Consider the following 12,917-nt stretch of genomic DNA (forward strand, 5'->3'; position numbering starts at 1 on the left):
GCGCACGCGCGGCACCGTCCCCCGCCCGAACCGAGGAGAACCGTGGCCGACGAGTCCGACGAGACCTTCACCGCCGCCGAGGCCGAGCAGGCCCGGGCCGCCGAGGAGGCCGCCGCGGCCCGCGCGCTGGCCGCGCAGGGCGCGGAGGCCGGCGCCTACGACGCCAGCGCGATCACCGTCCTCGAGGGCCTGGAGGCGGTGCGCAAGCGCCCCGGGATGTACATCGGCTCCACCGGCGAGCGCGGGCTGCACCACCTCGTCTGGGAGATCGTCGACAACGCCGTGGACGAGGCGCTGGCCGGCTACGCCGACACCATCGACGTCACCCTCATGGCCGACGGTGCGGTCCGGGTCAAGGACAACGGCCGTGGCATCCCCACCGACATCCACGAGGCCGAAGGGGTCAGCGCAGTCGAGCTCGTGCTCACCCAGCTGCACGCCGGCGGCAAGTTCGGCGGGGGCGGCTACAAGGTCTCCGGCGGCCTGCACGGCGTCGGCTCCTCGGTGGTCAACGCCCTGTCCACCCGGCTGGACGTGTGCGTCCGGCAGAAGGGGCACGCCCACCGGATGTCCTTCGAGGGCGGGGCGGCCACCGGCCCCCTTCGCCAGGAGGAGGAGTCCGACGCCACCGGCACGACGATCACCTTCTGGGCCGACCCGGACATCTTCGAGAGCGTCGACTACGACTTCGAGACCATCCGCGCCCGCTTCCAGCAGTACGCCTTCCTCAACAAGGGGCTGCGGCTGAACCTCGTCGACGAGCGGGTCGCCCGTGACGCCGACGACGGCGACGAGGGCCTGGACGAGGCCGACGACGTCGTCGAGGTGGAGGCCGACGAGGAGGACGCCGACCCGACGCCGAAGCCGGCCCGCACCGTCAGCTACCGCTACGACGACGGCCTGGTCGACTACGTCAAGCACCTCGTCGGGTCGAAGAAGGCGGACCCGGTGACCGCCGAGATCATCGACATCTCCTCCGAGGACACCGAGCGCGAGCTCTCCCTCGAGATCGCCCTGCAGTGGACCACCGCCTTCAGCGAGTCGGTGCACACCTACGCCAACACCATCAACACCCACGAGGGCGGCACCCACGAGGAGGGCTTCCGCGCGGCCCTGACCAAGCTGGTCAACGACTTCGCCCGGCGGCAGAACATGCTCAAGGACAAGGACGACAACCTCACCGGGGACGACATCCGCGAGGGCCTGACCGCGGTCATCTCGGTGAAGGTGGGCGAGCCCCAGTTCGAGGGGCAGACCAAGACCAAGCTCGGCAACTCCGAGGTCAAGGGCTTCGTGCAGCGGGCGATGACCGACGAGTTCGGCCACTACCTGGCCACCCACCCGAACGAGGGCAAAGACATCGTGCGCAAGGCGATCCAGGCCGCGGCCGCCCGGATGGCTGCCCGCAAGGCCCGCGACGCCACCCGCCGCAAGGGCCTGCTGGAGTCCGGCGGGCTGCCCGGCAAGCTCTCCGACTGCCAGAGCAAGGACCCGACGGTCTCCGAGGTCTTCATCGTCGAGGGCGACTCCGCCGGCGGCTCGGCCAAGGCCGGCCGCAACCCGGAGAACCAGGCGATCCTGCCGATCCGCGGCAAGATCCTCAACGTCGAGAAGGCCCGCATCGACAAGGTGCTGGCCAACACCGAGGTCCAGGCGCTGATCTCCGCCTTCGGCACCGGCATCGGCGAGGACTTCGACATCACCAAGGCGCGCTACCACAAGATCGTGCTCATGGCCGACGCCGACGTCGACGGCATGCACATCCGCACGCTGCTGCTGACGCTGCTCTTCCGCTTCATGAAGCCGATGATCGAGGCGGGCTACGTCTACCTCGCCCAGCCGCCGCTCTACCGGATCAAGTGGAGCAACCACGACCACGAGTTCGCCTTCTCCGACCGGGAGCGCGACGCCCTCGTCGCCGACGGCCAGTCCAAGGGCTACCGGCTGCCGAAGGAGAACGGCATCCAGCGCTACAAGGGCCTCGGCGAGATGAACTACCAGGAGCTGTGGGAGACCACGATGGACCCGGACACCCGGGTGCTGCTCCAGGTGACCCTCGACGACGCCGCCGCGGCGGACGAGATCTTCTCCGTGCTCATGGGCGAGGACGTCGAGAGCCGCCGCGGCTTCATCCAGCGCAACGCCCGCGACGTGCGCTTCCTCGACATCTGACGCCCCTCCCGACCCGACCGCCCTCCCCGGCCGACGGTCCCGCACGGGCCCGCGCCGACCTCGACGAAGGCAGCTGAATGACCGACACCCCGCAGACTCCGCAGACCGACCGGGTCGACCCGGTCGACCTCAACATGGAGATGCAGCGCAGCTACATCGAGTACGCGATGAGCGTCATCGTCAGCCGCGCGCTGCCCGACGTCCGGGACGGGCTCAAGCCGGTGCACCGCCGGATCGTCTACGCCATGTACGACGGCGGCTACCGACCGGACCGCGGCTACAACAAGTGCTCCCGCGTGGTCGGCGACGTCATGGGCCAGTACCACCCGCACGGCGACACCGCGATCTACGACGCGATGGTCCGCCTGGTCCAGCCCTGGTCGATGCGCTACCCGCTCATCGACGGCCAGGGCAACTTCGGCTCGGCCGGCAACGACGGCGCCGCCGCCCCGCGGTACACCGAGTGCAAGATGGCCCCGCTGGCGATGGAGCTGGTCCGGGACATCGACCAGGAGACCGTCGACTTCGTCCCCAACTACGACGGCAAGACGCTGCAGCCGGACGTGCTGCCGGCCCGCTTCCCCAACCTGCTGGTCAACGGCTCGGCCGGCATCGCCGTCGGCATGGCTACCCAGATCCCGCCGCACAACCTGCGCGAGGTGGCCGACGCGGCGCAGTGGGTGCTGCAGCACCCGGACTCCACCCGCGAGGAGCAGCTCGAGGCGGTCATGGCCCGGATCAAGGGGCCGGACTTCCCCACCGGGGCGCTGGTCATGGGGACCCGCAGCATCGACGAGGCCTACCGCACCGGCCGCGGCTCGATCATCATGCGCGCGGTCGTCGAGGTCGAGGAGATCCAGGGTCGCACCTGCCTGGTCGTCTCCGAGCTGCCCTACCAGGTCAACCCGGACGCGCTGGCGCAGAAGATCGCCGAGCTGACCAAGGAGGGGCGCCTCGGCGGCATCGCCGACATCCGCGACGAGACCTCCGGGCGCACCGGCCAGCGGCTGGTCATCGTGCTGCGCCGGGACGCGGTCGCCAAGGTGGTGCTCAACAACCTCTACAAGCACACCCAGCTGCAGACCACCTTCGGCGCCAACATGCTCGCCCTCGTCGACGGCGTGCCGCGCACCCTGCCGGTCTCGGCCTTCATCCGGCACTGGGTGGACCACCAGATCGACGTCATCGTGCGGCGCACCGAGTACCGGCTGCGCAAGGACGAGGCCGCCATCCACATCCTGCGCGGCTACCTCAAGGCCCTCGACATGCTCGACGAGGTGATCGCGCTGATCCGTCGCAGCCCCACCGCCGAGGAGGCCCGCGCCGGGCTGGTCGAGCTGCTCGACATCGACGAGCTGCAGGCCCGGGCGATCCTCGACCTGCAGCTGCGCCGGCTGGCCGCGCTGGAGCGGCAGAAGATCATCGACGAGCACGACGAGATCGAGGCGCGGATCCTCGACTACCGGGACATCCTCGCCAAGCCCGAGCGGCAGCGGCAGATCGTCTCCGACGAGCTCGCCGAGATCGTCGACCGCTACGGCGACGACCGGCGCACCCAGATCATGCCCTTCGACGGCGACGTGGCGATGGAGGACCTCATCCCGCAGGAGGACGTTGTCGTGACGATCACCCGCGGCGGCTACGCCAAGCGCACCAAGGTCGAGGAGTACTCGCTCACCGGTCGCGGCGCGAAGGGGACCCGCGGGGCGCGGCTGCGCAGCGAGGACGTCATCAAGGACTTCACGACGACCTCCACCCACCACTGGCTGCTCTTCTTCACCAACCTCGGCCGGGTCTACCGGGTCAAGGCCTACGAGCTGCCCGAGGGCGCCCGTGACGGGCGCGGGCAGCACGTGGCCAACCTGCTGGCGCTGCAGCCGGACGAGGAGATCGCCACGGTGCTGGCCGTGGAGAACTACGAGGTCTCCCCCTACCTGGTGCTGGCGACGAAGAACGGGCTGGTCAAGAAGTCCCGGCTGCCGGACTACGACTCCCCCCGCTCCGGCGGGCTCATCGCGGTCAACCTGCGCGACGGCGACGAGCTGGTCAACGCCCAGCTGGCCTCGGCCGAGGACGACCTGCTGCTGGTCTCCCGCAAGGGCCAGTCGGTGCGCTTCCACGCCACCGACGAGATGCTGCGGCCGATGGGTCGGGCGACCAGCGGGGTCACCGGGATGAAGTTCCGCGACGCCGACTCGCTGCTGTCGATGAGCGTCATCGAGGACGGCACCGACCCGGACGTCTTCGTCGTCTTCGAGAACGGCATCGCCAAGCGCACCCGGTCCAGCGAGTGGACGGCCAAGGGCCGCGGCACGCTGGGGGTCACCGTGGCCAAGACGGGCAAGGGCGACGAGCTCGTCGGGGCCCTGACCGTGGGCGGCGACGACGAGGTCATGGTGGTCATGGCCAAGGGCAACGTGGTGCGCTCGCGGGTGGACAGCGTCGGCCTGACCGGGCGCAACACCCAGGGGGTCCGCTTCGCCACGCCGCGCTCCGGGGACGCCATCGTCACGGTGGCGCGCAACGTCGACCGTGGCCTTGCGTCGCCGGAGGACGATGAAGGGGTAGCGTCGTCCCCTGACGAGGGCGTGCCGGCGGACCAGCCGGCCGTGACGGACGAGCAGGGGACGGTCCCCGGAGGTGAGCAGTGAGCTCGACAGGAGAATCGACGGTGGCGCGCGGCGCGGCCCCGGCGACGTCGACCTCCGGGCAGGCCCGCACGGGCGGGGCCCCGCAGCGACCGGGCGGCGGCACGCCGCGGCGGCGTCCGCGGCGGGTCAAGCTCATGGTGGCGCGGGTGGACCCCTTCTCCGCGCTGAAGGTGGGCTTCCTGCTGTCGGTGGCCATCGGCATCGCCATGGTCGTCATGACCGCGGTGCTCTGGGGGCTGATGTCCGCGATGGGGGTCTTCGACTCGATCAACGACCTGGCCAGCCAGATCATCGGTGAGGGCTCGGGCGAGCCCTTCGACATCATGGACTTCGTCGGCTTCGGGCGGGTGCTCTCGCTGTCGGTCGTCGTGGCCGTCGTCGACGTCGTGCTGATGACCGCGATCGTCACGCTCGGCGCCTTCCTCTACAACATCGTGGCCAGCCTCGTCGGCGGGCTGAACCTCACCCTGACCGACGACTGACCGGTTTGGTCGCCGCTGCGGCGCTGGGGTAACCTCGGGCGTCGCGTGAGCGACGCACGGGCCTATAGCTCAGACGGTTAGAGCGCTTCCCTGATAAGGAAGAGGTCAGAGGTTCAAGTCCTCTTAGGCCCACCCGCACTCCCTCAGGAGACCGTGATGAAGAAGCTCCTCCTGCTCGTGGCCGCCGCCCTCGGCGCAGCCTGGGCGAAGAAGAAGGTCGAGCAGCAGCGCTCCGAGAAGGACCTCTACGCAGCCGCCAGCGCCGCCGGGTCCACGACGAGCCCGGCCAGCGGTCCGTGGGCCGCGGCCAGCGACAGCCCGACCTGAGACCGGTCCCCCGGCGCGCCCGCTGCGGAGCTCGATGCTCTCGTCGGCTGGCACGGACGGCGAGCCGGGCGGTCGGGCCGGACAACCGAATCGACGGGCGCGAGCCCGCAGCCCTCGGGGGCGTGGCGCAATTGGTAGCGCATCTGCTTTGCAAGCAGAGGGTTGTCGGTTCGAGTCCGATCGCCTCCACCGAGCACGACGAAGGGCGGGACCGCCACGGTCCCGCCCTTCGCGCGTCTGCGGGTCGTGCCATCGGTGGACGGGCGCTCAACGCCACCCGAGCGAGCGCAGATCGTCGCCTCGCCAGTTGCGGTGCCGACGATCTGCGCTCACTGACGAGGTGGTTGGGCCCGGTCCGGCGCGCGGTCGGCTCTGGGGGTCAGGTGCGGACCGGGTCGGTGACCGCCAGGCCCAGGTGGCCGGCGACCTCGAGCATCTGCTGGTCGTGGCTGGCGACGACCACGGGTTCGCCGACGAGCAGCGCGGTGGCCAGGTGCAGCGCGTCCAGGGTGCGTACGTGCCGCTCGATCGACTCGGCGACGGTGTGGGTCTCTGGCGTGATGTCCAGCAGCCCCACTCGATCCAGCAGCGCGCCGCCATCGGCGGCCGGGAGCCCCTCGCGCCGCAGCACGCGGATCACCTCGGTGCGCAGCAGCCGGGAGGAGACGACCGTGCCCGGGACGACGTCCAGCCACGTCTGCAGTGCGGCCCGGCCCGGGACGTCGAGGATCGTGCGGAGCGCCACCGAGGTGTCGAGGTAGACGATCTCGGCCACGCTCAGCGGTTCCCGCGGGTCTCGTCGAGGAGGGCGTCGACCTGCGCGTCGGTGCGCGGTGGCCCAGCGCTCCGGCTGGGCCACGCCGTCGGGCGCGCCGCGGGCGGGGTGTAGCGCCCTTCGCGCTCCAGCTGGCTCAGCGTGGTGTCGGCCGGTCGGACGGTGCTCACCCGCCAGCGCGGCACCCCGCGCTCGGTGATGACGACGTCGGCGTCGTCCGACACCGCGGCGAGCACGTCGGCTGTGCGTTGGTTGAGCTCACGCTTGGTCACCTGTGCCATGCACCAAATGTACTACGTGTGTCAGACACGCGAGACAGCCACGACCCTCACGCTGACGTATGGCGACACGCGGGTGATCTGCGGTGCCTGGCGGCGTGTCTCCATACGTCAGCGTGGGCACAGACGACGGGGGCCGGTCCGCAGCTCGCGGACCGGCCCCCGTCGTCAGGTGGTGCTGGGCTCAGGCCTTGTCGCCCTCGCTGGTGTCGCCACCGAGGTGGTCCGGGGTGAGGTCGTTGCCCTCGGGGGACTCGGTGGTCGAGGGGACCGCGCCGTCGTCGGCCCAGTCGCGGGCCGAGCTCCAGGCGTCGCCCTCGCCGGACTCGCTGGCGGCGCGGGCGTCCGCGTCGTCGGTGACCGGGGCGGCCGGGGTGGCCAGCGGGTCCTCGTCGATCGCCTCGGGGGCGGCCAGCGGGTCGCTCGCCGGGGCAGCCGCACCCGCGGCACCGGCAGCACCGGCGCCAGCAGCAGCGCCGAGCGAGGAGTCGCGACCGCTCTCCGGGGCCTTGTAGGGGTCGCCCGCCGGGACCGCCCACGGGTCCTTCTTCGGGGCGGCCTTCTGCTTGGCGACGTAGGCGGCGATGCCGGCCACGACGAGCACGAGCAGCAGGAAGCGCTTGCGACCCTTCTTCTTGGTCTTCGCCTGGGCCTGCGCCTCGCCCTTGAGCGCCTTGATCGCGCCCTGGGTGTCGCGGCCGTCCTTGAGCGCGGCCAGCGCCTCGGGCCCACGGGTGCTCGCCTCGTCGGCCAGCGCCCGCCCGGCGACGGCGCCGCTGGCGGCCAGGCCGGCCGCGGTCTCGGCGACCTTCGGAAGCACCTCGTCGACGACGGTGCTCTTGAGGTCGGCCGCGTCCTGGCCCGCCTTCGCCCGCGCCTTGTCAGCCTTCTTGCTGGCCTTGCGACCGGCGGCCTTGCGGTCCTTCTTGGCCTGCTTGGCCGCCTTCTTGCGGTTCTTCTTGAGGTCCTTGCCGGCCTTCTCGACCCGCTTCTGGGCGTCGTCGCGGGCCTCCTCGGCCTGGCTGCGCAGCTCGGCGGCCTTGGCCTCGGCGTCCTTGCGGGCGCTGGCCGCCCGGGCGCTCGCCGCGTCCGAGAGCTCCTGCGCCTTCTCGCCGCCGGCGACGGCCTGCCCGGCCACCTTGTCGATGAGCTCGTGGGCCTTCTCGGTCACGGACTCGGTGGCCTCGTGAGCCTTCACGCGCCCACCCTCGACGTTGTCGGTTCGGAACACCATTCCTCCTGCAGTTCGGTTACCTCCCCCATCCTGCCGTGTATACCGCGGCAGAGGTAACCGAAGGGGGGATCCGGTGCCATCTCACAGGTCGGGACCGGCCGCGTCCCGGTCTCACAGCGGGCGCTCAGTCCGGCGTGATTACGATGCTCGTATGAAGGCGATCCTGCACACCAACCACGGCGACATCACCCTCACCCTCTTCGGCAACCAGGCCCCGAAGACCGTCGACAACTTCGTCGGTCTGGCCACCGGGAAGGCCGACTACCGCGACGACGCGGGCCGCACCAGCCCGACCCCCTTCTACGACGGGCTGACCTTCCACCGGATCATCCTGAACTTCATGATCCAGGGCGGCTGCCCGGTGGGTCAGGGCGTCGGCGGTCCCGGCTACACCTTCGACGACGAGATCCACCCCGAGCTGCGCTTCGACAAGCCCTACCTGCTGGCCATGGCCAACGCCGGCAAGCGGATGGGCAAGGGCACCAACGGCTCGCAGTTCTTCATCACCACGACCACCCCGGACTGGCTCAACGGCAAGCACACGATCTTCGGCGAGGTCGCCGACCAGGCCGGTCGCGACGTCGTCGACGCCATCTCCGCGGTGCCCACCGGTGCCATGGACAAGCCCACCGAGCCGGTCGTCATCGAGTCCGTCGAGATCCTCGAGGACTGATCGCGTGACCCAGCCCCCCGGGGGCTATCCGCCCGGTCCGCCGCCCCCCGGCCCGCAGGGTCAGGGGGCGGCGGCCGAGGTGCCGACCTGCCCGCGGCACCCGGACCGGGTCTCCTACGTGCGCTGCCAGCGCTGCGGGCGGCCGGCCTGCCCGGAGTGCCAGCGACCGGCGGCGGTCGGGGTGCAGTGCGTCGACTGCGTCGCGGCGGACCGCAGGGCGGCCCGCCCCACGGTGACCGCCCTCGGTGGCCGGGCCTCGCGGCGCGAGCAGCCGATCGTGACGATCAGCATCATCGTCATCTGCGTGCTGGTGTGGATCGGTGAGCTGCTCAGCGACCGGGTCTTCTCCGAGGTGGCGCTGGCGCCAGCGGTGGCCGAGCAGGAGCCGTGGCGGCTGCTGACCTCGGCCTTCGCGCACTCGCCGTCGGCGCCCTTCCACATCATGTTCAACATGCTGGCCCTGTGGTTCATCGGTCAGCGGCTGGAGGCGACGCTGGGCCGGGGGCGCTTCCTCGGTCTGTACCTGGCGTCGGCGATCGCCGGCAGCGTGACCTGGCTGGTGCTGCAGCCGGTGAACTCATGGAGCCCGGTGGTCGGCGCCTCCGGGGCGGTCTTCGGTCTCTTCGGCGCGCTCTTCGTCGTCGAGCGGCACCTAGGCCGGGACGTCTCGGGGATCTTCGGGATCCTCGCGATCAACGCGGTCATCGGCTTCCTCGTGCCGAACATCGCCTGGGAGGCCCACCTCGGCGGTCTGGTCGCCGGCGCGGCGGTCGCGGCGGCCCTGGTCCAGGCGGCGCAGCGCCGCAGCGCGCTCATCGCCTGGGGCGCCATCGTCGCGGTGATCGCGCTGAGCCTGGTGGCGATGGTGGTCAAGTACGCCGTCGGCACCCCCGTCCTCTACGGCTGACCCGACCCTCTCTGCCCTCCCTCCCGCAGCTGCCCGGGCAGTTGCGGGGGTGGTGGGTGATTTGCCCGGGCAGTTGCGGGGGTGGGGCGTGATTTGCCCGGGCAGTTGCGAGTTACACGGGTGTCATTCGTCCCCAGATGTGAACAACCCTGTGGATAACTGCCTGTCATCTACAGGGTTGTTCACATGCGCGGGCTTGTGCACAGGCACTGGGCCGTTCACGGCTGCCCGGGCGGGAGGGTGGCGGGCTACTTCCACCTCGTCGTCATGGCGAAGCCGGCGAGGATGAGGGCGAAGCCGGCGCCGAGGTTCCACATCCCCCACGCCTGCACCGGGTACTGCTGCTCGGTGATGTAGAAGGTCACCACCCAGATCAGGCCGATCACCATGAGCCCGAGCATCACCGGGACGAACCAGCTGGGGTTGCCGATCTTCTGCGGCTTGACCTTCTGCTGGCTGCGCGACCGACGGCCGCCCTCGGCCTCGGCCCGCTGGCGGGGGTCGCCGGAGCGCTTCTTCGCCGCCCGGCTCTTCGTCGAGCCCTTGCCCTTGGAGCCCTTGTCCTTGGTGTCCTCGTCCTTGGTGCCCTTGGCCTTGGTGCCCTTGGCGTCGTCGACCGTCTCCTCGGCGCCCCCGTCCGCGGCGCTCGTCTCCTCGGCGTCGCTGACCGCGCCGGTCTCCTCGGCGTCGTTCGTGCTGTCGTCGGCGGACGTGGCCACAGGTGCTCCTCATCTCGGGCGTGATCGTGGCCTAGCGTAGAGGGGCACCGCACCGGCCAGAGCGAAGGGGGATCAGCGTGCCGCCGCAGGACGAGCATCAGGACGAGCCGCAGGACCAGCGCCCCGCGCCGCACCGGCGTGGCCGCGCCTGGCTCACCCGTCGCCCCACCCGGTGGTCGGCGCTGGTCCCGGTGATCGCGCTCGCCGCCGGGCTGCTCTTCGCCACGACGAGCACCACCGCCGACGGGCACGACCTGCGCTCCGGCGCGACCGGCGTGCCCGACCTCATCCGCGAGCGCACCCACGACAACGCCGTCGCCGGCGAGCAGGCCGAGCGGCTGCGCGGGGACATCGAGGAACTCACCGCGGAGCAGGCCCCGGGCAGCGAGCAGGTCGAGACCCTCGAGCAGCAGGCCGAGGCCGCCGCCCCGGGCGCCGGGATGGCCCCGGTCGAGGGCGAGGCCATCACCGTCACCCTCGACGACGCCCCGCTGGACGCCGACGAGATCCCCGAGGGCTTCACCGTCGACGACGTCGTCGTGCACCAGCAGGACGTCCAGGGCGTGGTCAACGCGCTCTGGCGCGGCGACGCCGAGGCGATGCAGATCATGGACCAGCGGGTGATCAGCACCAGCGCCGTGCGCTGCGTCGGCAACACCCTCATCCTCCAGGGCCGGGTCTACTCACCCCCCTTCACGATCACCGCGATCGGCGACCCGGACCAGCTGCGCCAGGCCCTCGACGATGACCCCGCGGTCACCGTCTACCAGGAGTACGTCGACGCCCTCGGCCTCGGCTACGAGGTCGTCGAGGAGGGCAGCACGACGCTGCCGGCCTTCGACGGCAGCACCAGCCTGCAGCACGCCCGCCCCCTGGGCACCGACGACTGAGCGGCCGCCGCGGCGCGCGCGTCATACTGTCCCGGTGAGCCGCATCCTCGTCGTCGACAACTACGACAGCTTCGTCTTCACCATCGTCGGCTACCTGCAGCAGCTCGGCGCGCAGACCGAGGTGGTGCGCAACGACGCGGTCAGCCCCGCCGACGGCGCCGACTTCGACGGCGTGCTCATCTCGCCCGGACCGGGCACCCCGGAGGAGGCCGGCGTCTCCCTGGCGATGATCGAGGCCTGCGCCGAGCGGTCCCAGCCGATGCTCGGGGTGTGCCTGGGCCACCAGGCCCTCGGGGTGGTGCTCGGCGCCACCGTCGGCCGCGCCCCCGAGCTGCTGCACGGCAAGACCTCCCGGGTGCTGCACGACGGCGACGGCGTGCTGGCCGGGCTGGCCTCGCCCTTCACCGCCACCCGCTACCACTCGCTGACCGTCGACCCGGCGACCGTGCCGGACACGTTCGTGCCCACCGGGCACACCGAGAGCGGCATCATCATGGCCGCCCGGCACCGCGAGCTGCCGCTGCACGGGGTGCAGTTCCACCCGGAGTCGGTGCTCACCGAGGGCGGGCACCGGATCCTGGCGAACTGGCTGGCCCTGGCCGGCGACCCCGCAGCCGTGGCGCGCAGCGCCGGGATGACCCCGCTGGTCCGCGACGCCGACGGCGTCTCCCGGGCGCTGGCCGCCGGCTGAGCCCGGTGGCCGCGCAGCGCAGCCCCGACGGCGAAGGGGGCGAGCAGCCCGAGTTCGACGGACCGGGTCCGGGGACGGTCGGACCGGTGGACGCCTTCCAGCGGCGGCACTCGGTGATCGGCTTCCCGATCGCGGTGATCTACAAGTTCATCGACGACTTCGGCGGGTACCTCTGCGCGCTGATGACCTACTACGGCTTCCTCAGCCTCTTCCCGGTGCTGCTGCTGCTGAGCACCGCGCTGAGCATCATCCTCGACGGCTACCCCAGCTGGCAGGAGGCGATCCTCGATTCGGCCCTGTCGGACTTCCCGATCGTCGGCGACGAGCTCCGCGAGACCGGCAGCATCGGCGGCGGCGGGCCGCTGTCGATCATCCTGTCCGGGCTGGCGGCCCTCTACGGCGGCCTCGGCATCGGGCAGGCCGTGCAGTACGCGATGAACACCGCGTGGATGGTCCCGCGCAACTCCCGGCCCAACCCCTTCGCCAGCCGCGCCCGGGGTCTGCTGCTGCTGCTCGTCGCCGGGCTCACCGTCACCGTGACGACCGCGGTGACCACCTACCTGCAGCAGCTCTTCGAGGGCGACCTGGTCTGGGTGGCGACGACGGTCGCGTCGGTGGCGATCAGCACCTTCGTCATCGGCACGGTCTTCGTCATCGCCACCTCCCGCCCGCTGGACCCGACCGACGTGCTGCCGGGGGCGCTGCTCGCGGCGATCGGCTGGCAGATCATGCAGAACGTCGGGACCACCTACGTCGGCACCGTCGTCGCGCGGGCCAGCAACCTCAACAGCGTCTTCGCGATCGTCCTCGGCCTGCTCGTCTTCATCTACACGATCGCGGTCATCGGGATGATCTGCATCGAGATCAACGTCGTGCGCAAGGAGCGGCTGTGGCCGCGGGCGCTGCTGACCCCCTTCACCGACTCGGTGGTGCTCACCGAGGCCGACCAGCGGGCCTACTCACGGCACGCCATGGCGCAGCGGCTCAAGGGCTTCCAGCAGATCGACGTCTTCTTCCACGACATGCGCGGCGACGACGACGGGCTCACCGAGGACGACAGCGCGCACCGGCCGCCCACCGGCTGAGCCGGCCGAGAGGCGACACCGGCGAAGGGGGGA

Annotated in this window: 13 protein-coding genes and 2 tRNA genes; 11 read left to right on the forward strand and 4 right to left on the reverse strand. The window is 71.2% G+C overall.

Annotated elements, in window-relative coordinates; all coding sequences use genetic code 11:
* Positions 1-126: 126 nt before the first annotated feature.
* The 6 genes from gyrB to BJY28_RS05245 all read left to right on the forward strand — a co-directional run bounded on the left by gyrB (position 127) and on the right by BJY28_RS05245 (position 5,821).
* A complete protein-coding gene (gene gyrB / locus BJY28_RS05220; RefSeq protein ID WP_179463959.1) occupies positions 127-2,172 on the forward strand; it encodes a DNA topoisomerase (ATP-hydrolyzing) subunit B in 2,046 nt (681 codons plus the stop codon).
* A 77-nt stretch (positions 2,173-2,249) separates the two neighbouring features.
* Positions 2,250-4,823 (forward strand): DNA gyrase subunit A, encoded by a 2,574-nt coding sequence (gene gyrA / locus BJY28_RS05225; RefSeq protein WP_179462066.1) that lies wholly within the window; start codon positions 2,250-2,252, stop codon positions 4,821-4,823.
* A gap of 20 nt (positions 4,824-4,843) precedes the next feature.
* A complete protein-coding gene (locus tag BJY28_RS05230; protein WP_343036974.1) occupies positions 4,844-5,305 on the forward strand; it encodes a DUF3566 domain-containing protein in 462 nt (153 codons plus the stop codon).
* A 58-nt stretch (positions 5,306-5,363) separates the two neighbouring features.
* A tRNA-Ile gene (locus BJY28_RS05235) sits at positions 5,364-5,437 on the forward strand.
* Positions 5,438-5,461: 24 nt separating this feature from the next.
* The gene (locus BJY28_RS05240; protein WP_179462067.1) at positions 5,462-5,632 is read left to right on the forward strand and encodes a hypothetical protein; all 171 of its coding nucleotides are present in this window, start codon (positions 5,462-5,464) and stop codon (positions 5,630-5,632) included.
* Between the two features lie 116 nt (positions 5,633-5,748).
* A tRNA-Ala gene (locus BJY28_RS05245) sits at positions 5,749-5,821 on the forward strand.
* 190 nt (positions 5,822-6,011) lie between these two features.
* Here BJY28_RS05245 and BJY28_RS05250 read toward each other — a convergent pair.
* The 3 genes from BJY28_RS05250 to BJY28_RS05260 form a co-directional block, all read right to left on the reverse strand.
* Positions 6,012-6,407 (reverse strand): PIN domain-containing protein, encoded by a 396-nt coding sequence (locus tag BJY28_RS05250; protein ID WP_179462068.1) that lies wholly within the window; start codon positions 6,405-6,407, stop codon positions 6,012-6,014.
* 2 nt (positions 6,408-6,409) lie between these two features.
* Positions 6,410-6,688: a type II toxin-antitoxin system Phd/YefM family antitoxin gene (locus BJY28_RS05255; protein WP_179462069.1), complete on the reverse strand. Its 279-nt coding sequence runs from the start codon at positions 6,686-6,688 to the stop codon at positions 6,410-6,412.
* Positions 6,689-6,869: 181 nt separating this feature from the next.
* Entirely contained in the window at positions 6,870-7,883 is a 1,014-nt protein-coding gene (locus BJY28_RS05260) for a hypothetical protein (protein ID WP_179462070.1), read from the reverse strand.
* Positions 7,884-8,070: 187 nt separating this feature from the next.
* On the opposite strand from BJY28_RS05260, the gene BJY28_RS05265 reads away from it, so the two are divergent.
* Both BJY28_RS05265 and BJY28_RS05270 read left to right on the forward strand, forming a co-directional pair.
* A complete protein-coding gene (locus BJY28_RS05265) occupies positions 8,071-8,592 on the forward strand; it encodes a peptidylprolyl isomerase (protein ID WP_179462071.1) in 522 nt (173 codons plus the stop codon).
* Between the two features lie 4 nt (positions 8,593-8,596).
* Positions 8,597-9,499: a rhomboid family intramembrane serine protease gene (locus tag BJY28_RS05270; protein WP_179462072.1), complete on the forward strand. Its 903-nt coding sequence runs from the start codon at positions 8,597-8,599 to the stop codon at positions 9,497-9,499.
* A gap of 248 nt (positions 9,500-9,747) precedes the next feature.
* On the opposite strand, the gene BJY28_RS16765 is transcribed toward BJY28_RS05270, so the two are convergent.
* Positions 9,748-10,218, reverse strand: a complete 471-nt coding sequence (locus BJY28_RS16765; RefSeq protein WP_179462073.1) for a cell division protein CrgA — start codon at positions 10,216-10,218, stop codon at positions 9,748-9,750.
* Between the two features lie 77 nt (positions 10,219-10,295).
* Between BJY28_RS16765 and BJY28_RS05280 the strand changes: the two genes are divergently transcribed.
* From BJY28_RS05280 to BJY28_RS05290, 3 genes are read left to right on the forward strand one after another with little or no spacing between them, the layout of a single operon-like run.
* Positions 10,296-11,108, forward strand: coding sequence for a DUF881 domain-containing protein (locus BJY28_RS05280; RefSeq protein ID WP_343036975.1), 813 nt, complete (start codon positions 10,296-10,298; stop codon positions 11,106-11,108).
* 34 nt (positions 11,109-11,142) lie between these two features.
* Entirely contained in the window at positions 11,143-11,799 is a 657-nt protein-coding gene (locus tag BJY28_RS05285) for an aminodeoxychorismate/anthranilate synthase component II (RefSeq protein ID WP_179462074.1), read from the forward strand.
* Between the two features lie 5 nt (positions 11,800-11,804).
* A complete protein-coding gene (locus BJY28_RS05290; protein ID WP_343036976.1) occupies positions 11,805-12,884 on the forward strand; it encodes a YihY/virulence factor BrkB family protein in 1,080 nt (359 codons plus the stop codon).
* The last annotated feature ends 33 nt before the right edge of the window (positions 12,885-12,917 follow it).

It is taken from the genome of Janibacter alkaliphilus (genome assembly GCF_013408565.1).
In the GTDB taxonomy this organism is placed as follows: domain Bacteria; phylum Actinomycetota; class Actinomycetes; order Actinomycetales; family Dermatophilaceae; genus Janibacter; species Janibacter alkaliphilus.